General features: G+C 72.5%; 22 protein-coding genes. 13 read left to right on the forward strand and 9 right to left on the reverse strand.

The annotated features are described in order from the left end of the window. Positions 1–29: 29 nt before the first annotated feature. A complete protein-coding gene (locus H9622_RS08025; RefSeq protein WP_191765869.1) occupies positions 30–977 on the forward strand; it encodes a phosphotransferase family protein in 948 nt (315 codons plus the stop codon). 26 nt (positions 978–1,003) lie between these two features. Here H9622_RS08025 and H9622_RS08030 read toward each other — a convergent pair whose 3' ends face one another. Continuing rightward, positions 1,004–2,245: an MFS transporter gene (locus H9622_RS08030; protein ID WP_191765870.1), complete on the reverse strand. Its 1,242-nt coding sequence runs from the start codon at positions 2,243–2,245 to the stop codon at positions 1,004–1,006. A 161-nt stretch (positions 2,246–2,406) separates the two neighbouring features. Here H9622_RS08030 and H9622_RS08035 point away from each other — a divergent pair, with 161 nt between their 5' ends. The 3 genes from H9622_RS08035 to H9622_RS08045 all read left to right on the forward strand — a co-directional run bounded on the left by H9622_RS08035 (position 2,407) and on the right by H9622_RS08045 (position 4,975). Beyond that, a complete protein-coding gene (locus H9622_RS08035; protein WP_225221830.1) occupies positions 2,407–2,775 on the forward strand; it encodes a hypothetical protein in 369 nt (122 codons plus the stop codon). A gap of 49 nt (positions 2,776–2,824) precedes the next feature. Next, a complete protein-coding gene (locus H9622_RS08040) occupies positions 2,825–3,442 on the forward strand; it encodes a winged helix-turn-helix transcriptional regulator (RefSeq protein ID WP_191765872.1) in 618 nt (205 codons plus the stop codon). A 123-nt stretch (positions 3,443–3,565) separates the two neighbouring features. Then, positions 3,566–4,975 (forward strand): HNH endonuclease signature motif containing protein, encoded by a 1,410-nt coding sequence (locus H9622_RS08045; protein ID WP_191765873.1) that lies wholly within the window; start codon positions 3,566–3,568, stop codon positions 4,973–4,975. Between the two features lie 272 nt (positions 4,976–5,247). Here the strand turns inward: H9622_RS08045 and fdhD are convergent, their stop codons facing one another. Continuing rightward, positions 5,248–6,120: a formate dehydrogenase accessory sulfurtransferase FdhD gene (gene fdhD, locus H9622_RS08050; RefSeq protein ID WP_191765874.1), complete on the reverse strand. Its 873-nt coding sequence runs from the start codon at positions 6,118–6,120 to the stop codon at positions 5,248–5,250. A 4-nt stretch (positions 6,121–6,124) separates the two neighbouring features. Then, positions 6,125–7,180, reverse strand: a complete 1,056-nt coding sequence (gene moaA, locus H9622_RS08055) for a GTP 3',8-cyclase MoaA (protein ID WP_191766133.1) — start codon at positions 7,178–7,180, stop codon at positions 6,125–6,127. A gap of 264 nt (positions 7,181–7,444) precedes the next feature. Between moaA and H9622_RS08060 the strand changes: the two genes are divergently transcribed. Genes H9622_RS08060 through H9622_RS08080 form a run of 5 tightly spaced genes read left to right on the forward strand, consistent with a single transcriptional unit; the run spans position 7,445 to position 13,995 of the window. Then, a complete protein-coding gene (locus H9622_RS08060; RefSeq protein ID WP_191765875.1) occupies positions 7,445–8,890 on the forward strand; it encodes a cytochrome ubiquinol oxidase subunit I in 1,446 nt (481 codons plus the stop codon). 10 nt (positions 8,891–8,900) lie between these two features. Next, a complete protein-coding gene (gene cydB / locus H9622_RS08065) occupies positions 8,901–9,932 on the forward strand; it encodes a cytochrome d ubiquinol oxidase subunit II (RefSeq protein WP_191765876.1) in 1,032 nt (343 codons plus the stop codon). Positions 9,933–9,962: 30 nt separating this feature from the next. Continuing rightward, the gene (gene cydD, locus H9622_RS08070; RefSeq protein WP_191765877.1) at positions 9,963–11,726 is read left to right on the forward strand and encodes a thiol reductant ABC exporter subunit CydD; all 1,764 of its coding nucleotides are present in this window, start codon (positions 9,963–9,965) and stop codon (positions 11,724–11,726) included. Next, entirely contained in the window at positions 11,723–13,396 is a 1,674-nt protein-coding gene (gene cydC, locus H9622_RS08075) for a thiol reductant ABC exporter subunit CydC (RefSeq protein WP_191765878.1), read from the forward strand. The genes cydD and cydC overlap by 4 nt, the downstream gene beginning before the upstream one ends. 50 nt (positions 13,397–13,446) lie before the next feature. Beyond that, positions 13,447–13,995, forward strand: coding sequence for a GNAT family N-acetyltransferase (locus H9622_RS08080; protein WP_191765879.1), 549 nt, complete (start codon positions 13,447–13,449; stop codon positions 13,993–13,995). Here H9622_RS08080 and H9622_RS08085 read toward each other — a convergent pair. The 6 genes from H9622_RS08085 to H9622_RS08110 all read right to left on the reverse strand — a co-directional run bounded on the left by H9622_RS08085 (position 13,973) and on the right by H9622_RS08110 (position 19,558). Next, positions 13,973–15,592 carry an SDR family oxidoreductase gene (locus H9622_RS08085; protein WP_191765880.1) on the reverse strand — a complete coding sequence of 540 codons (1,620 nt, stop codon included), beginning with the start codon at positions 15,590–15,592 and terminating at the stop codon, positions 13,973–13,975. The two genes, H9622_RS08080 and H9622_RS08085, sit on opposite strands and share 23 nt — an antisense overlap. A gap of 131 nt (positions 15,593–15,723) precedes the next feature. Next, positions 15,724–16,323 carry a GNAT family N-acetyltransferase gene (locus H9622_RS08090; protein WP_191765881.1) on the reverse strand — a complete coding sequence of 200 codons (600 nt, stop codon included), beginning with the start codon at positions 16,321–16,323 and terminating at the stop codon, positions 15,724–15,726. Between the two features lie 112 nt (positions 16,324–16,435). Continuing rightward, positions 16,436–17,536 (reverse strand): sulfate/molybdate ABC transporter ATP-binding protein, encoded by a 1,101-nt coding sequence (locus tag H9622_RS08095; protein ID WP_191765882.1) that lies wholly within the window; start codon positions 17,534–17,536, stop codon positions 16,436–16,438. After that, positions 17,533–18,351: an ABC transporter permease gene (locus H9622_RS08100; RefSeq protein ID WP_191765883.1), complete on the reverse strand. Its 819-nt coding sequence runs from the start codon at positions 18,349–18,351 to the stop codon at positions 17,533–17,535. Before H9622_RS08100 ends, H9622_RS08095 begins: the two co-directional genes overlap by 4 nt. Further along, complete coding sequence (gene modA / locus H9622_RS08105) at positions 18,348–19,163, reverse strand: molybdate ABC transporter substrate-binding protein (protein ID WP_191765884.1); 816 nt, start codon at positions 19,161–19,163, stop codon at positions 18,348–18,350. Before modA ends, H9622_RS08100 begins: the two co-directional genes overlap by 4 nt. Before the next feature lie 2 nt (positions 19,164–19,165). After that, on the reverse strand, positions 19,166–19,558 hold the full coding sequence (locus H9622_RS08110) for a TOBE domain-containing protein (protein ID WP_191765885.1): 393 nt from the start codon (positions 19,556–19,558) through the stop codon (positions 19,166–19,168). A gap of 124 nt (positions 19,559–19,682) precedes the next feature. On the opposite strand from H9622_RS08110, the gene H9622_RS08115 reads away from it, so the two are divergent. From H9622_RS08115 to moaC, 4 genes are read left to right on the forward strand one after another with little or no spacing between them, the layout of a single operon-like run. Then, positions 19,683–20,660 (forward strand): phosphotransferase enzyme family protein, encoded by a 978-nt coding sequence (locus H9622_RS08115; RefSeq protein ID WP_191765886.1) that lies wholly within the window; start codon positions 19,683–19,685, stop codon positions 20,658–20,660. A gap of 56 nt (positions 20,661–20,716) precedes the next feature. Beyond that, positions 20,717–21,835 carry a HesA/MoeB/ThiF family protein gene (locus H9622_RS08120; protein ID WP_191765887.1) on the forward strand — a complete coding sequence of 373 codons (1,119 nt, stop codon included), beginning with the start codon at positions 20,717–20,719 and terminating at the stop codon, positions 21,833–21,835. Further along, positions 21,832–23,082 carry a molybdopterin molybdotransferase MoeA gene (locus H9622_RS08125; protein WP_191765888.1) on the forward strand — a complete coding sequence of 417 codons (1,251 nt, stop codon included), beginning with the start codon at positions 21,832–21,834 and terminating at the stop codon, positions 23,080–23,082. The genes H9622_RS08120 and H9622_RS08125 overlap by 4 nt, the downstream gene beginning before the upstream one ends. Beyond that, a complete protein-coding gene (moaC, locus tag H9622_RS08130) occupies positions 23,079–23,555 on the forward strand; it encodes a cyclic pyranopterin monophosphate synthase MoaC (RefSeq protein WP_191765889.1) in 477 nt (158 codons plus the stop codon). The genes H9622_RS08125 and moaC overlap by 4 nt, the downstream gene beginning before the upstream one ends.

Genomic DNA, 23,555 nt, shown 5'->3' on the forward strand with positions numbered 1-23,555 from the left:
GGCACCCGGCCCGTCGCTACTCTGTTGCGATGGATGTGCACGGCGGCGGGAGTCGCCTCGTCTGGACCGACGTGCCGGTCTCCGTTCGCGCGCGCATCGAGGAGCTCGTCGGCGCGGCGGTGATCGCCACGACGACCGCGACCGGGGGCTTCTCCCCCGGCCTCGCCGCTCGCGTGGCGCTCTCCGACGGACGCACCGTGTTCGTGAAGGCGGTGGGCACTGCGACCGGACCGGGCAGCGCCGATCTGCTGCGCCGCGAGCGCGACAACCTCGCGCGACTGGGCTCGCTCCCCTTCGCCTCGCGCATGATCGCCTCGAGCGACGACGGCGACTGGGTCGCGGTCGTGTTCGAGCACGTCACCGGCCGGGCGCCGAACCCTTCCGTCGCCGCCGAGCGGGCGCGGATGATCCGGGCGTTCGAAGAGGCTGCGGCATCCCTCACCCCGTCACCCATCGAGGCGGAGACGTTCGCGGCGCGCGCTCCCGACGACCTCGACGGCTGGGCGAGGACCGCACCGGGCGACCCGGCGGCGCTCATCGACCCGTGGATCTCCGCGAATCTCGAGGCCGTGCGGACGCTGGCGGAAGGGTGGCGGGATGCCGCGGCCGGCGCCTCTCTCGTGCACGGTGACCTTCGAGCCGACAACATGCTGATGTCGGGCGACGACGTGGTGATCGTCGACTGGACCGAGGTCTGCGTCGGCGCACCGTGGCTGGACTGGGTGCTGGCGGTGCCGAGCGTGTGCCTGTTCCCCGGCACGCCCTCCCCCGAGTCGGTGTTCGCGGAGTCGACGCTCGCAGCCACCGCGCCCGCCGCAGGCGTCACGTCGATCGTCGCCGCCGTCGCGGCCTACTTCCTGCGCTCCGCGGTGCGCCCGGTCGTGCCTCAGCTGCCGACCCTGCGCGACTTCCAGCGCGAGCAGGGCGTCGTCGCCGCCGCCTGGCTGCGCGAGCGCGTCGACGCGGGGCTCAGCTGAGGCGGCGCCACCGGTGCGCCCTGGGCTCACTCCGCCGTCGCGGTGCGCACCGGCGACAGGAGGGCGATGAGGAAGGCGGTCGCGAAGACCGCGGCGATCCCGAAGAGCACCGCGTTCAGATCGGCCAGGGACGCGGCCGTCCCTCCCGCGATCGCGCCCAGTGCGGCGAACGTGCGATTCACGGAACGCAGCGTGCCGTTCACGCGTCCGAGCAGGGCGTCCGGCGTCACGATCTGCCGGAAGCTCATCTCGTTCGCGTTCTCCACTCCCGCTGCGAACCCCTGCAGCGCGAACGCGGCGAAGAGCGCCACCAGCGCACTCGTTCCGGCCGCCTCGGTGTCGGGGATGAGCGCGATCGTCGCCCACGCCACGGGGTAGAGACCGCGGGCGCACGTGATCACCGCTCCGGGGCCGAAGCGGCTTCCGGTGCGCGACGCGATCGCCGCGCCGAGCAGCGTCGCCGCACCGCCGACCGCGAAGAGCAGCCCGTAGGCGAACGGCGACAGCCCGAGAGCCCGCAGCGCGAAGACCGCGAGGACCGTGAGCGCTGCGGCGTTCGCGAAGAACCAGACGTGGGTCGACCAGGCGAGTGGCGTCAGGGTGCGGTGCCGATACGACCAGCGCAGCCCCTCGGCGATCTCGCGGCGCAGCGAGCGCTCGGCGCGGCCGCGCTCGAGGGTCTCGGAGATGCGCGCACCCGCGATGAGCACGGCGTCGACGATGTAGGTCACGGCATCGACCGCGATCGCGAGCGGTGCGCCGATGAGGCCGACGAGCCCGCCGCCGAGTGCGGGGCCGGCGGTCTGTGCTGCAGCCTCGGCCTGGTCGAGCCGGGCATTGGCGGCGAGGAGCGCGCGCCGCTCGACGATCTGCGGCAGGAGCGACTGGGTCGCGGCGAATCCGAACACTGCGAACGAGCCGAAGAGCAGGAGCAGCCCCACGAGGACCCACACATCCAGGAGCCCGGCCAGCCACAGCGCCGGGATGAGCGCCAGGCTGACGGCCCTGCCGACGCTCGCCCACACCAGCACGCGCTGGCGGCGCCACCGATCGACGTACACTCCGGCGACCAGGCCCAGCAGCGCGTAGGGGACGAACTGCGCCGCCGCGACGATCCCGACCTCGAACGGATCGGCCTCGAGCACGTCGACGACGAGCACGGGCATCGCCACAGCGGTCAGCGCCGTTCCGAAGGCGCCGATGGCGACAGCGGAGAAGTAGCGGACGAACGCCGGGCGGCGGAAGAGTCCTTCCTCCCGCTCGCCCATCGCCCTCCGTCACGTCGTCGTCTGTCCAGACTGTCAGAACGCCGGCTCATCTCGCGTCGGCGGCACGGCCCGCCGTGGCGCAGCAGAGACGTCAGCGACCCGCCGTCTCATCCTGTTCGGATGACGCGCGCACCCGTACCCCTGTCGATAAAGTCATGCGCATGGCATCAGGACATCACCAGCAGGACGCACCGCACGGCGGTGTGCTCAGCGGCAACGGCAGCCCGGGGCTCTGGGGCGCGCTGCTCGGCCTCATCATCTTCGCGTTCGTCGCCGTGCCGATCTCGGCGGCCGTGCGCTTCGCGACGCACCCCGCCACACAGCAGCTCTTCGGCGGCCGCCTCTCGGAGGCGACCACCGGCGGGTACGTGGCCTTCTGGTGGATCGTCGCGATCCTGCTCTTCGCGCTGCCGTTCCTCGTCGGCTGGGCCGTCGCCAAGCTGTCGGGCAAGACGCTCGCCATCGTCGGCGCGATCCTCGCGGTGTTCTTCATCGCGATCCTGATCATGGGGCAGCTGTTCGTCTTCTGACGTGAGCGGTGGGCGGCGGCATGCCCCGCCGCCCCGGGATAATGGAGACATGACCGCCGGATACAGCGCGATCTCGAGCTACTCACGCGTCGAGATCATGCATCTGATCCAGCAGAGGGCCCGGCGGCCGATCGCGGAACTCGTCGAGGCCACCGGCCTCCACCCCAACACCGTGCGCGAGCACCTGCAGCGGCTGATCGAGGCCGGGTACGTCATCGCCGAGACGGAGCGCCGCACCACGCGGGGTCGTCCCCGCGTGCTCTACACCGCGGCGACCGGCGAAGCGGCGGCCGGCGAAGCGGCGGCGTACAGTCCGGTCGCCGTCCGGAGGGCGAAGGATGCCGCGCGTCGCGGCGACCTGCTGCGCCGGGTCTACCCGACCGAGGCCGGCGACGCCCTCCCGCCGGACGCCCTGCACCAGCTCGACGCGCTGGTGGACGATCTCGCCGCGGCCGGGTTCGACCCGCTCGTGGACGAGGACACCCTGACCGTCGACCTCACCCCGTGCCCGCACGCGCCCGCGACCGACCACCGCGGCACGCTGTGCCAGGTGCACGTCGGCCTCATGGATTCCGTGCTCGCCCAGGCCGGCGGGCCTCTGAAGGTCGAGGGCATTGCGCCGGCGTGCGATCCCGCGCAGTGCGTGGTGCACCTCTCGGCGCAGTGACGGCAGGGTGTTACCGGTTCCTCCACAAGCGGGTCGAGCGGGCGGTCATCCACAGCGGTTTCGTCATTTGATCTGGGATTCTGTGTCGACATCGATGTCGGAGGGGGTCGGCAGAATGGGGTCATGACAGACCTCGCCGAACCGCTCAGCGCGATCTGTCACGAGCTCGGCGCCCTCGTCACCGAGGCCTTCGACTCCCACATCGCCGCGCGCCTGTCAGACGACGACCTCCTCGCGGCCCTCGCCGCGCTGGCTCGCCTCCGCCGCCAGACCGACGCATTGCTGGCCGAGTTGGCGGCGCAGGTCGATGAGCGAGCGGATGCTGCGCCCCACGCCGAACGCATCACCACAGTGCACGGCTGCCGATCGGTCAGCGAACTCGTGCAGCGCGTGACGCTGGTCTCGCGCCGCACGGCCGGAGAACTGCTGCGCGCGGGCCGAGGAATCGCGCAGGACACCGCGCCGACGACCGGCACGGCACTCGATGCGTCCTATCCCGCCATGCGCACGGCGGCCGCCGACGGCGTCGTGGGGATCGATGCGCTCCTCGCCGTCATCGACACTCTCGACCGCGCCGAGTGCGAGGGTCCGGAGCGCCGCAGCGCCGACGACGAACTGGCCATCGCCGCACGCGGGGCCGACGAGGGCGCGCAGCCGTGCGCCGAGGAGCTGCGACTGCAGGCGAGCGTGTGGGCGATGTACCTCGACCCCGACGGCGCCGAGCCCCGCGAGGCGCGTGCACTCCGCAAGCGCGGGCTGACGCTCGGCGCATGTCGCGACGGACTGGTCCCGCTCCGCGGCTCGCTGCTTCCCGAGGTCGCAGGGCAGCTCCGCCGCGTCTTCGACAGCCTGCTGAGCCCGAAGGTCACCGCGTCGGCGACGGGGCCCGCCTTCGTGGAGAGCGAGACGGTCTCGACGGACGACGCCGACGCCCGCAGCCGCGTGCAGAAGCAGCACGACGCCCTCGCGACCGCCTTGACGGTCGCCGCGCGTTCGGGCGAGCTGCCGACCATCGGCGGCTCCGCGCCGACACTCGTCGTCTCCGTGCGGGCCGATGACCTGGCGCAGGATCGCGGCTACGCGCACCTCGACGACTGCGACGAGCCGATGGCCCTCTCCGTCGCGCGCCAGGTCGCGTGCACGGGCGCCGTGCAGCGGGTGAGCGTCGACGAACGAGGCCGCATCCTCTCCATCGGCATCGCAGACCGCGTCTTCGCCGCCCACCAGCGCAAGGCCATCGCGCTGCGCGACGGCGGCTGCGTCATTCCCGGCTGCAGCGTGCCGTCGGCCTGGTGCGAGATCCACCACGTGGAAGAGGCGGAGCGGGGCGGCCCCACTCACACCGATAACGGAGTCCTCCTCTGCTGGTTCCATCACCGCACGATCGACACCGGCGGATGGAAGGTGAGGATGAATCGCGGAGTGCCCGAGATCCGCGGCCCGTCCTGGTGGGATTCCTCCGCCCGCTGGCATCCCGCGACGAAGTCTCCGACCCGGCTGCTCGATCGGCGCGACGCGCGGCGCCCGGCGTGACGGTGGCCGTGTCCGCCTGGGCGCGTGAGGCGGTGCTCGTGAGCCGGCGCGCGGGGCCGGTTCGCGGAGACGCGGCGCACGGAGACGCTTGCGCGGCAGACGCAGCGCGCGCAAACGCGGCGCATGCAGACGCAGCGCGTGCAGACGCAGCGCATGCAGACGCAGCGCATGCAAACGCGGCGCGCGCAAACGCGGCGCACGGAGACGCGCGCGCCACGCAACCGCGCATGAGCGGCGCACGACGCCGGACGCGCGCCACCGTTCCGTCGCCGTCAGCCCGGCGAACCCCGCAGCACACGATCGGGACGCGCGTACAGGTTCAGCGACTTTCCGCGCACGAACCCCGCGAGTGTGAGGCCGGATGCCTCCGCCAGCTCCACCGCGAGCGAGGACGGTGCGGACACGGCCGACAGGATCGGGATGCCGGCCATGACTGCCTTCTGCACGAGCTCGAAGCTCGCTCGTCCCGAGACCTGCAGCACGGTCCCCCGCAACGGCAGGCGGTCGTTCAGCACACTCCACCCGACGACCTTGTCCACGGCGTTGTGGCGTCCGACGTCCTCGCGCACGACGAGCAGCTCGCCGGTGCCGGCGTCGAAGAGCGCAGCGGCATGCAGACCGCCCGTCTTCCCGAACACCGCCTGCTCTGCACGCAGTCGATCGGGCAGCGCCAGGAGATCCGCGGCGCCGAGGGTCGCGGCATCCGTCCCCACCTCGTAGGACGAGACCGTCTCGACCGCATCGATCGACGCCTTGCCGCACAGCCCGCATGAGCTCGTCGTGTAGAAGCTGCGCGCCAGCTCGGGGTCGGGCGGCGCGACGCCGGGCGCGAGAGTGATGTCGAGCACGTTGTAGGTGTTCTCGGCGCTGCCGGCGACGCCGACGGCGCCCGTGCCCGGTCCGCCGCAGTGGATGGCCGAACGGAACTGGTCGCCGCGGGCGATCACACCCTCCGACACCAGGAATCCTGCGGCGAGCTCGACGTCGTGCCCAGGCGTGCGCATGGTGATCGCGAGCGGCGCGCCACCGACACGGATCTCGAGGGGCTCCTCGACGGCCAGGGTGTCGCTGCGTCGACGCTCGCCGACACCGTCGTCGGCGATCACGACCTTGACGATGGGGCGATGGACGGTGAGGCGACCCACGACCTCAGCCGCCGATCGCGTTCATGCCGCGCGCAGGCTGAAGGAAGCTCGGATCGTTGATCGCGTGACCCGGGAGCTTGCCGTGCACGCAGGAGCGCAGCATCCGGTCGATCGCCTCCTCGCGGTCGCCAGACCCCGTGCTGCGCAGGATCGGCAGCAGATCGTACTCGGTCGTGGAGAACAGGCAGTTGCGCAGCTGGCCGTCGGCGGTCAGGCGCAGGCGGTCGCAGTCGCCGCAGAAGGGTGCCGTCACCGATGCGATGACGCCGACCGTGTGCGGTCCGCCGTCGAGCAGCCAGCGCGCAGCGGGGGCGCCGCCGCGTCCGGGAACCGGCGTCAGCGACCAGCGCGCCGACAGCGTCGCGAGGATCTCGTCCTGCGTGACCATGCGCGCGCGGTCCCACGTGTGGCCGGCGTCCAGCGGCATCTGCTCGATGAACCGCATCTGCGCGTCGTGCGCGACGGCGAACTCGACGAGGTCGACCAGCTCGTCGTCGTTGACATCGCGCATGGCGACCGCATTGAGCTTCAACGGACGCAGAGCGGATGCCGCGGCCGCCGCGATCCCGTCGAGCACGTCGTCGAGGCGGTCGCGGCGCGTGAGCTCGTGGAAGCGGTCGCGACGCACCGTGTCGATCGAGATGTTCAGCCGACGCAGGCCCGCGTCCGTGAGCTCGGGAAGCAGCTCGCGCAGGCGGATGCCGTTCGTCGTCATCGCGATGTCGACCGGGCGCCCGTCCGGCGCGGCGATCGCGGCGAGGCGTCGCACGACGTCGACGATGTCGGTGCGCAGCAGGGGTTCGCCGCCGGTGAGCCGGAACGTCGTGACGCCGTCGGCCGCGGCGACGGTGGCGATGCGCACGATCTCATCGGTCGAGAGGATGCTCGACCGTGCGAGCCACTCATTCCCCTGCTCGGGCATGCAGTACGTGCAGCGCAGTGAGCAGCGGTCGGTGAGCGAGATGCGCAGGTCACGGTGGACGCGACCGTGCGTGTCGACGAGCGGGTCGCCCGGACCGCCCGCGAGCGCGTGCGGAGAGCGTGCGTCGGGGCGTGGCATCCGGGGCGCGATGGTGACGGGAATCGCACTCACGGCGCCATCCCTCGCTTCGACCTGGTCGCCATGGTTCGAGGGTAGCCCGCGCCATGCGGCCGGGGCCGCGGTGGGAGGCTCTTTTTCACGGCTCCCGCTCGAGCGGCGGTGCGTCACGACTGGAACGCTGAGTGCGGGGATCACGCTTCGGATCGAAGTCTTCCCTGTGGTCTGACCACATGTTACCGTGGTCAGACCACACATCCTGCTCGAGCGATCGGAGAACGCCTCGTGGATCTGCTGGACCCTCTGCTGCTCGCCCGCTGGCAGTTCGGCCTCACGACGCTGTACCACTTCCTCTTCGTGCCCCTCACGCTCGGAATGGCGCTCACCGTGGCCATCTTCCAGACGGCGTGGCACCGCACCGGAGAAGTGAAGTGGCTGCACCTCACCCGCTTCTTCGGCAAGATCTTCCTGATCAACTTCGCCATGGGCGTGGTCACGGGCATCGTGCAGGAGTTCCAGTTCGGCATGAACTGGTCGGCGTACTCGCGCTTCGTCGGAGACGTGTTCGGCGCCCCACTCGCCTTCGAAGGACTCATGGCGTTCTTCTTCGAGGCGACGTTCATCGGCCTGTGGATCTTCGGCTGGGACCGCCTGCCGCGCGCGCTCCACCTCGCGAGCATCTGGATCGCGACGATCGGCGCCTGGTTCTCGGCGTACTTCATCCTCGCGGCGAACGCATTCATGCAGAACCCGGTCGGATTCCGGATGGCCGATGATGGCTCCCGCGCCGAGATGACCGACTTCTTCGCGGTCCTCACCAACCCGGTCGCGCTGGCCGCGCTCCCCCACACCCTGTTCGCGGCGTTCATGATGACCGCCGGCGTGATCATCTCGATCTCGGCCTGGCATCTCATGCGTGGCCAGAACGTCGAGATGATGCGGTCATCGCTGCGCTACGGACTGTGGGGCATGATCGTCGCCTTCGCAGGCGTCGCGATCTCCGGCGACCAGCTCAGCCTCGTGATGGTCTCGACGCAGCCGATGAAGATGGCCGCCGCCGAGGCGATGTTCGACAGCGCGTGCGGAGCGGATGCCTCGTTCTCGATCTTCACGCTGGGCACACCCGACGGGTCGACCGAGCTGTTCTCGATCCGCGTGCCGTATCTGCTGGCGTTCCTGTCGACGCACACGCTGGACGGCTGCGTCGAGGGCATCAACGACCTCAACATGCAGTACACGACCGAGCTGTTCCCGCAGTTCGCCGACCAGGTCGACGGCAACTTCGCCCCGATCCTGTGGGTGACGTACTGGTCGTTCCGCTGGATGATCGGCCTCGGCGGCATCGCGGCCCTCACCGCCGTGGTCGGCCTGTGGCTCACGCGCAAGAAGGCCAAGCGCGACGTGCCGCAGTGGGCGTGGAAGCTCGCGGTCTGGGCGTGGCCTGCCTCGCTCTTCGCGATCCTCGTCGGCTGGGTCTTCACCGAGATGGGCAGGCAGCCCTGGATCGTGTTCGGCCTCATGCTGACCGAGGACGGCGTCTCGCCCAGCGTCCCCGGCTGGACGGTGCTCATCTCGCTCGTCGCCTTCACCCTGATCTACGCCGCGCTGGCCGTGGTCGAGATCGGCCTGATCATCAAGACCTCGAAGAAGGGGCCGGAGCCGCTGCCCGGACCCGACGATCCCGATCCCCGGGAGCGCGCGGTCGAAGACACCCCCACGACGGTCTACTAGGAGCATCGACATGGACCTCGCTTACCTCTGGTTCTGGATCGTCGGCTTCCTGTTCGTCGGCTACTTCGTGCTCGACGGCTTCGATTTCGGTGTCGGCATGTCTCTCCCCTTCCTCGGCAAGGACGACATCGGCCGCCGTCAGATCATCAACACCATCGGCCCGGTGTGGGACCTCAACGAGACGTGGGTCATCGTCGCGGGCGCCTGCCTGTTCGCGGCGTTCCCGGAGTGGTACGCCACGCTCTTCAGCGGCTTCTACCTCGCGCTGCTGCTGATCCTGCTCGCGCTCATCCTGCGCGGTGTCTCGTTCGAGTACCGGCACCAGCGCGACAGCCTGCGGTGGAAGCGCGGCTTCGACACGATGATCGTGATCGGTTCGGCGGTGCCCGCGCTGCTGTGGGGCGTCGCCGTGGCCAACATCGTGCAGGGCGTGCCGCTGGACGCCGACCACGAGTTCACGGGCTCGTTCCTCACGCTGCTCAACCCGTACGGGCTGCTCGGCGGCCTCACGACCCTGCTGCTGTTCTTCACGCACGGCGTGTACTTCGTGGCGCTGAAGACCGACGGCCAGGTGCACGAGGACGCCCGGCGTCTGGCCCGCCGCGCCGGCCTGCTGACCGTGGTCGTCGCCGCCGCGTTCCTGATCTGGACCATCTTCATCGCCGCCGGTCACGGTGCGCCGCTGATGGCCGCCGTCATAGGCTGCGCCGGAGTCGCCGCGGTGACCCTGATCATGTCGCTGGTGTTCAATCTGCGCGACCGCGAGGGCTGGGCGTTCGGCTTCGGCGCCGCCACGATCGTGGCCGCCGTGCTGACCCTGTGGTTCGCGCTGTTCCCGTACGTCATGCCGTCGTCGACCGACATCGCGCACAGCCTCACGATCGAGAACGCGTCGAGCACCGACTACACGCTCACGATCATGACGTGGGCGGCCGCGATCTTCCTCCCGCTCGTGCTGCTCTACCAGGGCTGGACGTACTGGATCTTCCGCAAGCGCGTCTCGCGCTCGCGCATCGAGAAGGCGGCCGCGCTCGTCCACTGACCCGGGCGCGGTGGGTAGGGTCGAAGGGCCATGAGCGACGACGAACCCACCGAGCCCGGCAGACGGTCGGGTCGGCCCGTCGATCCCCGCCTCCTGCGGTACGCCTCGGCTTCGCGCGGATTCTTCGTCGCGATCGGAGCCGTCGCTGTGGCGCAGACGGCGGTCATCGTCGCCTTCGCGTGGCTGCTCACGCGCGCGATCACGGGAGCGATCGACGGGATGCCGCTGCCCGACCTCGCCGCGACCCTGATCGCCCTCGCGGTCGTCGTCGGCGTGCGCGCGGTGCTGCTGTGGGCACGCGAGGCGATCGCCGCTCGCGCCGCCGCTCGCGTTCAGTCGCAGCTGCGGTCCGCGCTCATCGACGCGGTCGGCAATCTCGGCCCCGGATGGCTCGACGGGCGCAACTCCGCCCAGCTCGCCGTCACCGCCGGCCGCGGACTCGACGCGCTCGAGGCGTACTTCGGGCGTTATCTGCCGCAGCTCGTGCAGACGGTCGTCGCGACGCCGATCATCATCGCCGTCATGTGGTGGCAGGACTGGATCTCGGGCCTGACCGTCGTCCTGACCCTCCCCCTCATCCCGGTCTTCATGGTGCTCATCGGGCTCGCCACGCGCTCTGTGCAGCAGCGGCAGTGGAACACGCTGCACCGCCTCGCGGCGCGCTTCGCCGACACCGTGCAGGGACTCTCGACACTGAAGGTGTTCGGCCGGCAGCACCGGGCTGCGGCATCCATCGAGCAGGTCACCGGCGAGTACCGCCGCGAGACGATGCGGGTGCTGCGCGTGTCGTTCCTCTCGGGCTTCGCCCTCGAATTCCTCGCGAGCATCTCCGTCGCGATCATCGCCGTGTCGATCGGCTTCCGCCTGATCGACGGCACCCTCCTCCTCGGCGTCGGGCTCTTCGTACTGCTGCTCGCACCCGAGGCGTACCTCCCGCTGCGGCAGGTCGGTGTGCAGTTCCATGCGGCCTCCGAGGGCGTGGCGGCGACCCGGGACGTGTTCGAGGTGCTCGACGCCGCCGCAGCGGCACCCTCATCCCCCGCCCTCGCGCCCACCGCCCGCGGTCCCGCACCGCTCCGCCGCCCGTCATCCCCGTCGAGTGTCCACAGAACGCCGTCCCGGGCGCCCGGGGAACCGCGTCCCGTGGACACTCAACAGGGCGGGGAGCTGCGGTTGAGCGACGTGCGCGTGCGGCGGGGCGAGCGGATGCTGCCGCCCGTGTCGCTCGCCGCGACAGCGGGCACCGTGACCCTGATCGAGGGACCGAGCGGCGCCGGCAAGTCCAGCGTCCTCGCCGCGCTGCGGAGCGCCGCCGCGTTCGAGGGCGAAGCGACCTATGACGGCGCGGATGTGCGCGCGGTCGCGCCATCGACCTGGCTGGCCTGGGCCGGACAGCAGCCCGGCCTGATCGCCGGTTCGATCGCCGCCAACATCGCCCTCGGCGACGGCGAGCCCGATGCCGCGCTGGTGCGGCGCGCACTCGCACTGGCGTGCGCAGACGAACTCGCGCCCGACCGCGCGCTCGGTGTCCAGGGCGCCGGGCTGTCGGGCGGCCAGGCGCAGCGTGTGGCCGTCGCGCGGGCGTTCTATCGCCGGCTCCGCGGCCGAGCCGGGGTGATCGCCCTCGACGAGCCCAGCGCCGCGCTGGACCCCGACACCGAGGCGCAGCTGTGGCGGAGCGTGCGCGCCCTGGCCGATGAGGGCGCCACTGTCCTGCTCGTGTCGCACCGCACGAGTGCCCGCGCGATCGCCGATGCCGTCGTGCGCCTCGAGCCCGCGGGGGTGGTCGTATGACGACGGTCACCCGCGCCGATGTGCTCAGGGGCGCGATGCCGCCCGTCCGCCGCTTCTGGCCCGCGCTCGCGGCGGGCTTCGCCTCCGAGGCGTCCGCGGTCGCCCTCCTCGCCGTCAGCGCGTGGCTCATCGTGCGGGCGAGCGAGCAGCCGCCGGTGCTCTATCTCTCGGCGGCGGTCGTGGGCGTGCGCCTCTTCGCGCTCTCCCGGGCGACCTTCCGCTACCTCGAGCGGCTCGCCGGCCATGACGCCGCCCTGCGCCAGCTCGCGAGCACCCGCGCGGCGCTCGTGCGCCGCCTCGTCCCGCTCGCGCCGGACGGCCTCACGCGCACCGGGCGCGGCTCGGTGCTCGGTGCACTGGTCGACGACGTCGACGATCTGCAGAACCTGCCGCTGCGCGTGGTGCAGCCGCTCGTCGCGTCGGCGGCCGTCGCCCTCGGGGCGGTCGTGCTCGTGTCGATCGTGTGGTGGCCCGCCGGTCTTGTGCTCCTCGCGTGCCTCGTCGCCGCCGGACTGGCCGCGACCCTGTGGGGCTGGGCGTCCGGCGCCCGTGCGGAGCGCGACATCGCCCCGCTGCGCGCGCGCCTCGCCGACGCCGTGCTCGACCATCTGGGCAGTCTCGACGTGCTGACCGCTTTCGGCGCCGAGGCCGAGAGCCGCACCCGCGTCGCGGCGGCCGACGCCGCCGTGCGCCGCGCCGTCGTGAAGCGGGCCGGCGCGCAGGCGGGCACTACCGCGATCGTCTCGCTCCTCGCGGGCGGCGCGTCGATCCTGGCGGTCCTCGCTGCCCTGCCCGGCGTGGAGTCCGGAGCCCTCGGCGGGCCGTCCCTCGCCGTCGTGGTGCTCGTGCCGATGGCCGTATTCGAGGTGTTCACCGCCGTCCCGCTGGCGGCCGCCGCGTGGCGGCAGGTGGCGGCATCCGCTGACCGCATCGCCGGCGTGCTGCCGGACCGGCTGCCCGACGCGCTCGTCGACGAGACCGCCGCGGCCATCGGCGAGGGCCCGGCGCTTGGCCAGGGCATCCGGCTGCGCGGCGCCTCGGTGCGCTGGCCGGAGGGAGCGGAGGCCTCGCTCCACGACGTCGACCTCGACGTCCGCCCCGGCGAGCGCCTCCTCGTCGTCGGGTCGAGCGGCGCCGGCAAGACGACGCTCGCCCACGCCCTCGTGCGCTTCCTCGAGACCGAGGGCCGCTACGAGATCGGCGGAAGACCGGTGAGCGAACTCGCCGGCGACGACGTGCGGCGCACCGTCGGTATGTGCGAGCAGCAGCCCATGCTCTTCGACGAGGACATCCGCCAGAACCTGCTGTTCGCACGCGACACCGCGAGCGACGCCGACCTCGAGTCCGCGCTCGCACGCGTCGGCCTGGGCGACTGGCTACGCGAGCGCGGCGGGCTCGACGCGCGCGTCGGCGAGCGCGGCGCGCTCGTGTCGGGCGGCCAGGCGCAGCGCATCGCGCTCGCCCGCGCACTGCTGCGTGGCTTCCCGGTGCTGGTGCTGGACGAGCCGACCGCGGGCGTCGACCCCGAGGCATCCGATGCCCTGCTCGCCGACCTCCTCGGCGCAGTCGGCGACGACCAGGCCGTCGTGCTCATCTCGCACGTCACCGTGCCGCCCGGGCTGGTCGACCGCGTGGTGCGGTTGGAGCACGGGCGGATCGTCACGGGCTGAGAGCTCGAGCGCGTGCATGACGGGCGGCTGACTCGGCTAGCGTCGGAGGCATGACGCTGACGGTCCGCATCGCCACGCGCGACGACGCCGCGAGCATCACGAGGGTGCGCATCGACACGTGGCGGGCGGCGTATGCGGGACTCATGGCGCAGGAGATCCTCGACGCGATGGACGCCGAGCGCGAGACCGAGCGGCGACTGGCTCGCTGGGACGAGATGCACGGTGAGCTGCAGGCGTGCGACCTCCTCGCCGAGCTCGACGGGGTCGCCGCGGGCTGGGCGTCGATCGGTCCGTCGATCGACAGCGATCGTCCGCGCGACGGTCAGGTCTACGCGATCTACGCGCGCCCCGAGCACTGGTCGCGCGGCATCGGCCACGCACTTCTCGTCACGGCGGAGCAGCGGCTGCGCTCGTCGGGCTTCCGCAAGGCGCACCTGTGGGTGCTCGACGGCAATGCGCGCGCGGCCGCGTTCTACGAGCGCCACGGCTGGCGTGAGGACGGCGCGACCATGACCGACGAGCGGCGCATCGCGGGCACCGGCCACACGCTGCTGGAGCGACGCCGGATCCGCGACCTCAGGGAGCCGCTGCCGACGTGACCGGAGGGCCGGCCGCCGAGTCGACGTGCTCCGGATCCCCGGCGACGACATCTGCCGACGCCCCCGTTCCCGCCACCGTCTCCGCCGCGTCGGCGATGCGCCGGGCCATGCCCGCGAAGATGAACCCGTGGAAGGGCAGCACCGCCAGCCAGTACAGCCGCCCCGCCAGTCCCAGCGGGAAGAACACCGCCCGCTGCTCGTAGCGCGAGCCCGCGGCATCCGGGACCGCCCGCAACTCGAGCCACGCGAGACCCGGTACCTTCATCTCGGCCCGCAGCCGCAGGAATGCGCCCGGTTCGAGTGCCTCGACACGCCAGAAGTCGAGCGCGTCGCCGATGGCGAGTCGCCCCTTCGAGCGCCGGCCCCGGGCGAGCCCGATCCCGCCGACGATGCGGTCCATCCAGCCCCGGATCGCCCACAGCACCGGTGAGGAGTACCAGCCGTTCTCCCCGCCGATGCCCTCGATCACGCGCCACAGCGCCGCCGGCGGCGCCGAGGTGACGGCGGACCGGCGGTCGGTGAACACGACGCGGCCCGCCCACTCCGGGTCGCTGGGGAGCGGGTCGCTCGGCACTCCGAGCACCTCGGCGTCCTGCCAGCTCGTCTCGACCGCGTCGCCCTCGACGCGGCCGAGTGCCAGTCGCACGGCGGCGCGGTACCCGGTCAGCCCGTCGCCGGGAGGCGGGATGAGGGCGTCGACGTCGTGGTCCTTCATGACGCATTCGTTCTGCAGCGACTCGACGAGAGGCCGTGCGATCGACCGCGGGATCGGTGTGACGAGGTTCACCCAGTGCGATGCGAGGCGCGGTGTGAGCACGGGCAGTGTCGCGATCGGCCGCTGCCGCAAGCCGGCTTCGACGGCGTAGCCGTTCATCATCTGCCCGTAGCGGAGCACGTCGGGCCCGCCGATGTCGACGGCACGGTTCACGTCGGCGGGCACGCGCGCGGCGCCGAGGAGGTAGTGCAGCACGTCGCGGACGGCGATCGGCTGGATGCGGTTGCGCACCCACTTCGGCGCCGGCATGTACGGCAGCACCTCGGTGAGATGGCGCACCATCTCGAACGACGCCGATCCCGACCCGATCACGACGCCGGCCTGCAGCACCAGCGTCGGCACCCCGCTGCCGAGGAACGCCTCGCCGACCTCGACGCGCGAGCGCAGGTGGGGCGACAGCTCCACGTCGTCGGGGTGCAGGCCGCCGAGGTAGACGATCCGTCCGACCCCGGCGGCAGCTGACTCCCCCGCCACCGTCTCGGCGGCCGTGCGGTCGGCGTCGGCGAAGCCCTTGCCCGACGACATCGAGTGGACGAGGTAGTACAGCACGTCGACATCGGGGACGGCGGATGCCACGGCCGCGGCATCCGTTGCATCACCCGCCATCACCTCCACGCGGTCCCCCCACTCGAACGCGCCGAGCCGGGTGGGGTCGCGGGCCAGCACCCGGACCGCGTAGCCCGCGGCCAGCAGCCGTGGCACGAGCCGGCCGCCGATGTAGCCCGTCGCCCCGATGACCAGCGCCCGCGGCGGCGTGCCGTCCGGACGCGGCACCGCGGCGAGTTCTGGTTCGCGTCCGGTGGGTGCGGAGAGGTCGTCCATCCCGGCAGGCTACGCGGCCCGTCGCGCTTGCCGAAGGGGTTGCGCTCGCGACGACGCTGTGGTCGCCGGGGCGTCAGACCAGGCTCATGCCGAAGGGGTCGCGCTCGCGCCGACGCTGTGGTCGCCGGACGTCAGACCAGGCTCATGCCGAAGGCGTGCACGCCGTCGTGCGACGGCAACGGCGTGAAGCCGACCCGCGGGTAGAACGCGATGGCCCCCGCGTTGTCGGCCGATGCCACCAGGTGCAGGCCCGTCACGCCCTGCGCGCGCAGCGCGTCGGCGAACGTCGCGATGAGCAGGCGGCCGAGCCCGCGACCCTGCGCTTCGGGCAGGAGGTCGATGTGCAGGTGCGCGGGGTACGCGTCGCCGTACGGCTCGGCTCCGCCGTGCCGGCCGTACGCGTATCGCAGGAGGCCGTCCTGACGGGATTCCTCGGCCTCGGGCTGCGGCCAGCGCGCCGCGTGGCGCGGCCACCACCCGGTGCGGAACCACTCCTCGAACGCGGCGGTGTCGGGCGCGCCGACGATGTAGCCGACGACACGTTCGTCGTCTGTCTCGACCACGAACGCCAGCTCGGGGTGCCGGGCCACATAGGGGAGCACGAAGATCTCGGCCCACAGGTCGTCGTCGTCGAGGACCCCCGTCCCGTCGGCGCCGGCGTCGGCCGTCTTGAGGCAGATGTCGGCGAGCGCCGGCTCGTCACCGGATCGGAAGGGGCGGATGCGGGTCACCCGACGAGTCTAGGAGCGGCCCGGCAGCGCACGTCGGCCGGGCACGTCAGCCGAGCACGTCGGCCGGGCACGTCAGCCGAGCGCGTCAGCCGAGCGGGACGAACCGAGCGTGTCAGCCGAGCGGGACGAACCGAGCGTCGCCGGCGTCCAGGCGCAGTCGCACCGGGAGCCCCGGCGCCAGGCCGAGTTCGGCGGCGCGGTCGGCGGTGAGGTCGACGGCGACCTCGGGATCGACCGTGCGCACGCGCACGCCGCCCGGCGTCTGCTCGAGCCGCGTGACACGCGCCAGCCACTCGCCCTCGACGACCGAGGGGGCGAGCCGCAGCGCGCCCGTCCAGGTGTCGGCCTCGGTGCGGTCGATCCCGACCGCCGACGGTCGGAAGACCGCCGCGACGGCCGTGCCGTCAGAAGGAGCGGATGCCGCGTCCCCGGCGGCCAGCACGACGTGGTCGCGCTGCCAGCGCCCGCCGCGCACCTCTCCCTCGACGCGGTTCAGGCCTGCCACGGCGGCGGTGAAGCGCGTCGCGGGCTCCGCGAGCACCTCCCGCACGCGACCGGTCTGGGTCACGCGGCCTTCCTCGAGCACGAGCAGCCGGGACGCGAGGGCGACCGCGTCGACGGCGTCGTGCGTCGCGACGATCGCAGTGGAGCGCGTCGCGGTGAGCTGATCGTGCAGCAGCGCCCGCACGTCGCCGGCGGTCTCGGCGTCGAGCGAGGTCAGCGGCTCGTCGAGGAGCAGGGCGTCCGGGCTCGTCGCGAGCGCCCGCGCGAGTGCGACCCGCTGCTGCTGCCCGCCCGACAGCTGAGCCGGCCGGCGCGACCCCATCCCGTCGAGCCCCACGCGCCAGAGCCATTGGTCGGCCTCCGCCGCCGCGACCTGCTTCGTCGCACCGTGGGCACGCAGTCCGAAGGCGATGTTCTCGTGCGCGGACAGGTGCGGGAAGAGGCGCGGCTCCTGACCCAGGAGCACGATCCCGCGACGCGACGGTGTGGTGCGCACGCGCGGCCGCGGTGCCGTGTCGAGCTCGCGGTCGCCGAGCCGCACGTGGCCGGCGTCCAAGGCCACCAGCCCGGCGAGAACGCCCAGGAGCGTGGACTTGCCCGCGCCGCTCGGGCCCATCACGGCGACCACTTCGCCCGGCGCGGCCTGCACGGTCGCGTCGAGGCGGAAGCCGGACCGCTCCACGACGATGTGCGCATCGAGGGCGGTCATCGAGGCGCCTCCGGCCGCCAGGCGCGCACGAGCAGGAGGACACCGATCGCCGTCACCAGCAGCAGCAGCGAGAGCGCGACCGCCGAGCCCTGTGACACGCCGGCCCCGTTGAACGCGGTGTAGATCGCGAGCGGCATGGTCTGCGTCACGCCGGGCGCGTTCCCTGCGAACAGCGCCGTCGCGCCGAACTCGCCGACCGCGCGGGCGAAGCACAGCACGATGCCCGCGATGAGTCCGGGTGCCGCCAGCGGCAGCGTCACGCGGCCGAGGATCGTCCAGCGGCCTGCGCCGAGGCCGGCCGCGGCCTGTTCGTAGCCGACACCCGTCGTGCGAAGCGACCCCTCGAGCGCCAGCACGAGGAACGGCAGCGCGACGAACGTCTGGGCGAGCACGACCGCGCCGGTCGTGAACGGCACCCGGATCCCCCATTCGGCGAGCACGCCCCCGAGCCAGCTGGTGCGACCGAACAGGAAGAGCATGGCGACGCCGCCGACCATCGGCGGCAGCACGAGCGGCACGGTCACGAGCGCCCGCAGGACCGCCGCCGTCCGCGCGCGGCTGCGCGCGATGAGCAGGGCGAGCGGCACGCCCAGCACGACGCACACGGCCGTCGCGGTGAGCCCGGTGGTCAGCGAGAGGCCGAGCGCCGACAGCGCCTCAGGTGAGGTGATGTCCTGCCACAGTGTCGACCACTGCACCCGCAGCACGAGTGCGGTGAGCGGCAGGATGAGCAGCGCCAGGCCGATCGCGGCCGGGATCGCGAGCACGCGCGGGGCGAACCCCACGCGATCACGTCCGCCACCCGGCTCGGTCACGGCGCCCCGAAGCCGAGGCCTTCGAGAACCGCGCGACCTTCCGCCGACAGCACGTAGTCGACGAAAGCCGCCGCGGCAGCGGGGTTGCCGGCCTCGCTGAGCGCGGCGATCGGGTAGCGATTCACGATGTCGGCCGAGCCCGCTGCCTCGACGGCGTCGACCTGAGGGGCGCGCAGTGCGTCGGTGACGTACACGAGACCCGCGTCGGCCTCGCCCGCGGCGACCTTCGTGAGCACCGCCGTGACGTTCTGCTCCAGGCTCGCGGGAGAGACGACGACCTCGTTCCGTGCGAGAAGGGTGGCGGATGCCGCGCCGCACGGCACCTCGGGGGCGCACAGTACGACCGTGACGTCGGATTCACCGAGGTCGGCGATGCCGGTGATGGCGGCCGGGTTGCCCGACGGGACGGCGATGACGAGCGTGTTGGAGGCGAAGGGATGCGGGTCCGCCGCGAGGCCGGCGTCGATGACCCGCTTCATGGTGGACTCGTCGGCCGACGCGAACACGTCCGCGGGGGCGCCCTCGACCAGCTGGGTCGCGAGAGTGCTCGACCCGTCGTACGAGATCGGGACGACATCGAGGGACGGATGCCGCTGCTCGAACCGCGCGGCCAGTTCGTCGAACGCCGTGGCGAGAGATGCCGCCGCGAAGATCGTGAGCTCGCCGGAGAGGTCGACGTCGGCGGTGGAGCCCGACGCAGCGCCCGGTGCCGTATCGCCCGATGCACCCGCGCACCCGGCGAGGGGCACGCCGGCGACGAGCAGCGCGGCGATGAGCCCCGCGAGCGGGCGTCGAGCGGCGGGGCGCGGCATCCTCACCCTCTCGGGATCTCGACGATGACGTTCGTCGCCTTCACGACCGCGGCGGCGAGTGAGCCGACGTCGACCCCGAGCTCGTCGACCGCTTCGGCGGACATCAGCGAGACGACGCGGTGCGGGCCGGACTGGATGTCGACCTGAGCCATCAGCCCGTCGCGCTGCACGCGGGTGACGAGCCCGACGAACCGGTTGCGCGCGCTCGAGAGCACGTCGGATGGGGCCGGCCCCGCAGCGGCGAGCTCGACCGCGCGCGCGGCGAGCGCATCGCCGGGAATCTCGGCCGGCACGGCGCCGGTCGTCGGGAGCGTGCCGGCATCGACCCACCGGCGGATCGTGTCGTCGCTCACGCCGAGCAGGCGGGCCGCGTCGGAGATCTTGAAGCTCGGCATGGATCGAAGGCTATCACCGCAGCTGCGGTGTTTTCCACCCGTTTCAACCGCAGACGCGGAATGCACCCAGACGACTCGATGCAGCCCCCTTGCCCTCCCGAAGGCCTGTGGCGGACAGTGGGCCATGCCGTCCCGCCGCTCGCAGATCGGCGCGCTGCGCAAGGTCGCCGTCACCGCGCTGCGCGACTATCCCCTGCCCGAGGGCCGGTTGACCTTCGTCACTCACGGCGAGAACACCACGTTCCGGCACGACAGCCCGGCAGGACGCCATCTTGTGCGCGTGCACCGACCGCAGCGCCACGGCCAGGACGTCGACACCGCGAGCGCCATCGAGTCCGAGATCGCGTGGCTGCGCAGCATCCGCGCGGATACGGACCTGGAGGTGCCCGAGGCGCTCCCGGCGACCGACGGATCGATGACCGTGTCGGCGGCTGCCGCCGGCCAGACCCGGGTCTGCTCGGTGCTGCGATGGATGGACGGCCGCATGCACGAGGAGTCCGCCCGCCCGGTGCACCTGCGCCGACTCGGTGCCGCGATGGCCGTGCTGCACGATCAGGCCGACGCCTGGACCCCGCCGGCCGGCTTCACGCGGATCCGCTGGGACCACGAGACGTTCTTCGGAGACGTCATGGTCTACGGCGAGCTCTCGGCCGCCCAGTGCTGGTCGCGCCTTCCTGCCGCCGTGAGCGCGAGATTCGACGCCGTTGCCGACAGGATGGCCGACGTCATGGCGGCGGAGGGCGATGTCGGGCTCATCCACGCCGACCTTCACCTGGGCAACGCCCTGTTCCAGGGCGGGCGGGTGAAACTGATCGACTTCGACGACTGCGGCACCGGGCCCCGCCTCTACGAACTCGCCACCGGCCTGTGGGAGCTTCGCCTCGAACCGGACTATCCGGCGTACCTCGAGGCGCTGCGAGCGGGCTACGAGACGCGCCGCACGATCGACATCGACCGCATCGACGACTACATCGCCGTCCGCCAGGTGGGCTTCGGCCTCTGGTACACCGGCATGGCCGGCGTGAACCCGGCGTTCGCGGCGCGGCTGGATGCCGTGAACGACTGGTCGCTCGAGATGCTCGACGCCTGCGAGGGCGCGTGACCGCCGCGACGTCATCGGGACGCCCCACCCTCGCTGGGCGCGGCTAGCCTGAGGGCATGGCCTTTCCTCCGCTGGTCGAGCCCGTCGCGGAGCTCGACGACGACGAGCGCACCCGCACGGCGCGGCACCGCGTGCTGGCGGGCTTCGGCGAGATCGCTCAGCGCCGTCTCGCCGCCGCCCATGTGGCCGTCGTCGGCGCAGGAGGACTCGGGTCGCCCGCCGTCCTCGCGCTCGCAGCGGCCGGCGTCGGCACCCTGACCGTCATCGACGACGACGAGGTCGAGGCATCCAATCTCCAGCGCCAGGTCATGCACCGAGTCGGCGACGCGGGCCGGCCCAAGATCGACTCGGCCGTCCGCATCGCAGCCGATCTCTCGCCGACGACCGTCGTGCTCCCGGTCGCCGCGCACCTCACGCGCGACAACGCCGCCCGGCTGCTGGAGGGCGCACACGTCGTCATCGACGGCACCGACACGTTCGAGACGCGGGATGCCGTCGCCGCCGCCTGCGAGCGGCTCGGGGTGCCGCTCGTGTGGGGTGTCGTGCAGGAGTTCCACGCTCAGGCCACGGTGTTCTGGACGGCGCCGCCCGCGGGCGTGGCCGCCGTACGGCTGAGCGACCTGTATCCGCCCGAGACGGTCGGCGACGTGCCGACGTGCTCGCAGGTCGGTGTGCTGGGGTCGCTGTGCCTTCAGACCGGCTCGCTTCTCGCCACGGAGGCGATCAAGCTCATCACGGGAGTCGGAGACCCGCTGCTCGGTCGCGTGATGGTGATCGACGCGCTGCGGGGTCGCACCGACGAGATCCCCCTGCGGCCGGCAGGGGCGGGCGCGGCAAGGCCGGTCGCGCCGGCCGCGGGCGCCGCCGAGCCGATCCCTCGTGTGAGCCTCGACGCCGCGCTCGCCGCACAGGCGGCGGGCGCAGTGCTGCTCGACGTGCGCGAGCCGTCGGAGACGGCGCTCGGCGTGCTGCCCGGCGTCGTAGAGCGCCCCCTCGGCGACGTGCTCGCCGCGCCTGCAACCGTGGGTGCCGGACCCGTCGTCGTCGTGTGCAAGGTCGGCGTGCGGGCCGAGCGCGCCGCGCGGGCGCTCCGCGACGCGGGGATCGAGGCATCCGTCCTCACCGGTGGCATGGATGCCTGGCCCGAGGCCGCCGTCGAACGGGAGCACGCGTGAGCCGGGGCGGCGCCGATGACGGACTCATCGACATCGAGGAGCATCTGGCGACGGTGCTCGCGGCGACCCCGACCCTCGACGCGGTCGACGTGCCGCTCGCCGCCGCGCTCGGACGGACACTGAGCGAGGATGTGCGGGCCGCCGTCGACATCCCGGTGTTCGACAACTCGGCGATGGACGGGTTCGCCGTGCTCTTCGACGACGTCGCCGGCGCGTCCCCGGAGTCTCCCGCACGTCTCCGCGTCGTGGCCGACCTCCCCGCCGGCACCGCCCTCGACCCCGTGCTCGCGCCCAGCGAAGCGGCGCGGATCATGACGGGATCGCCGGTGCCGTCCGATGCCACCGCCATCGTGCCCTTCGAAGACACGGCGGGCGGGCTGGCCGACTCGCTGGGTGACATCACTGTCATCGCCGGGCCCGCCCGATCCGGAGCCCACATCCGCCGCCGCGGCGAGGATGCCGTCGTCGGCGACGTCGTGCTGCCGGCGGGCATCCTCCTCGGCGCGCTGCAGGTGGCCGCCGCGGCCGCGGCGGGCGTCGACCGGCTCACCGTCGGCCGGATGCCGCGCGTCGCGATCGTCTCCACCGGGTCGGAGCTCGTCGCGCCCGGAGCGCCGCTCGAGCGTGGTCAGATCCCCGAGTCGAACAGCGAGCTGCTCGCCGGACTCGTTGCGGGCACGGGCGCCGAGGTCGTGCTGCGCGCGAGCGTGTCGGACGAAGGCGACGGCCCGCGCGAGGCGATCACCGCGGCCGAGGCACTCGGCGCCGACCTGGTCGTGTTCACCGGCGGCGTCAGCGCCGGCGCGTACGAACCCGTCAAGAACACCCTGGGCGACCGCATGGCGTTCAGCAGGGTGCGCATGCAGCCCGGCAAGCCGCAGGGCTTCGGGCGCACGACGTCGGGCATCCTGCTGTTCGGCCTCCCCGGCAACCCGGTGAGCGCCGCCGTGTCGTTCGAGGTGTTCGTGCGCCCCGCACTCCTGCGCATGCAGGGCCGCCGCGACCTGCGGCGCCCGGTCCTGCGGCTTTCCGCCGCGACCGCCTGGCGCACGCCCCCGGGCCGGGCGCAGTACCTCCCCGTCACGATCGACCGCAGCGACCCTGCCGCGTGGCGCGCGGTGCCCGCAACGAGCGGCGGCTCCCACCTCGCGGGCGGTCTCGGCCGGGCCGAGGCCTACGCCGTGGTGCCTGCCGAGGTCAGCAGGGTCGACGCGGGCGATCCCGTCGATGTCATGCTGATCACATGAGCTTCACGCATCTCGACGATGCCGGCCACGCGCGAATGGTCGATGTCACCCGGAAGCAGCCGACGGTGCGATCGGCGACCGCCCGGGGGTTCGTCCGCTGCTCGATCGAGGTCGTCTCGGCACTCCGCGACGGCACCGTCCCGAAGGGCGACGTACTCGCCGTCGCGCGCATCGCGGGCATCCAGGCGGCCAAGCGCACCCCGGAGCTCCTCCCCCTCGCCCACGTCATCGGCGTGCACGGGGCGGCCGTCGACCTCCGCATCGTCGACGACGGCGTCGAGATCGAGGCGACGGTCCGCACCGCCGACCGCACCGGCGTCGAGATGGAGGCGCTCACCGCGGTGTCCGTCGCCGGCCTCGCGATCGTCGACATGGTGAAGGGCCTCGACAAGGGCACCGCGATCCACGATGTGCGCATCGTCGCCAAGACCGGCGGCAAGAGCGGCGACTGGCATCGTCCCGGCGAGGAATGA

Origin of the sequence: Microbacterium gallinarum, from assembly GCF_014837165.1 — a bacterium.
GTDB classification, from domain to species: Bacteria; Actinomycetota; Actinomycetes; order Actinomycetales; family Microbacteriaceae; genus Microbacterium; species Microbacterium gallinarum.

What these genes read in the sequence shown, in the direction of transcription:
- H9622_RS08085 (WP_191765880.1), bottom strand. Translation starts at nt 15,592, where the DNA reads ATGGACGACCTCTCCGCACCCACCGGACGCGAACCAGAACTCGCCGCG.
- H9622_RS08045 (WP_191765873.1), top strand. Translation starts at nt 3,566, where the DNA reads ATGACAGACCTCGCCGAACCGCTCAGCGCGATCTGTCACGAGCTCGGC.
- moaA (WP_191766133.1), bottom strand. Translation starts at nt 7,180, where the DNA reads ATGCCACGCCCCGACGCACGCTCTCCGCACGCGCTCGCGGGCGGTCCG.
- H9622_RS08115 (WP_191765886.1), top strand. Translation starts at nt 19,683, where the DNA reads ATGCCGTCCCGCCGCTCGCAGATCGGCGCGCTGCGCAAGGTCGCCGTC.
- H9622_RS08120 (WP_191765887.1), top strand. Translation starts at nt 20,717, where the DNA reads ATGGCCTTTCCTCCGCTGGTCGAGCCCGTCGCGGAGCTCGACGACGAC.
- H9622_RS08095 (WP_191765882.1), bottom strand. Translation starts at nt 17,536, where the DNA reads ATGACCGCCCTCGATGCGCACATCGTCGTGGAGCGGTCCGGCTTCCGC.
- cydB (WP_191765876.1), top strand. Translation starts at nt 8,901, where the DNA reads ATGGACCTCGCTTACCTCTGGTTCTGGATCGTCGGCTTCCTGTTCGTC.
- H9622_RS08110 (WP_191765885.1), bottom strand. Translation starts at nt 19,558, where the DNA reads ATGCCGAGCTTCAAGATCTCCGACGCGGCCCGCCTGCTCGGCGTGAGC.
- H9622_RS08035 (WP_225221830.1), top strand. Translation starts at nt 2,407, where the DNA reads ATGGCATCAGGACATCACCAGCAGGACGCACCGCACGGCGGTGTGCTC.
- modA (WP_191765884.1), bottom strand. Translation starts at nt 19,163, where the DNA reads ATGCCGCGCCCCGCCGCTCGACGCCCGCTCGCGGGGCTCATCGCCGCG.
- H9622_RS08040 (WP_191765872.1), top strand. Translation starts at nt 2,825, where the DNA reads ATGACCGCCGGATACAGCGCGATCTCGAGCTACTCACGCGTCGAGATC.
- H9622_RS08030 (WP_191765870.1), bottom strand. Translation starts at nt 2,245, where the DNA reads ATGGGCGAGCGGGAGGAAGGACTCTTCCGCCGCCCGGCGTTCGTCCGC.
- moaC (WP_191765889.1), top strand. Translation starts at nt 23,079, where the DNA reads ATGAGCTTCACGCATCTCGACGATGCCGGCCACGCGCGAATGGTCGAT.
- cydC (WP_191765878.1), top strand. Translation starts at nt 11,723, where the DNA reads ATGACGACGGTCACCCGCGCCGATGTGCTCAGGGGCGCGATGCCGCCC.
- H9622_RS08025 (WP_191765869.1), top strand. Translation starts at nt 30, where the DNA reads ATGGATGTGCACGGCGGCGGGAGTCGCCTCGTCTGGACCGACGTGCCG.
- H9622_RS08080 (WP_191765879.1), top strand. Translation starts at nt 13,447, where the DNA reads ATGACGCTGACGGTCCGCATCGCCACGCGCGACGACGCCGCGAGCATC.
- cydD (WP_191765877.1), top strand. Translation starts at nt 9,963, where the DNA reads ATGAGCGACGACGAACCCACCGAGCCCGGCAGACGGTCGGGTCGGCCC.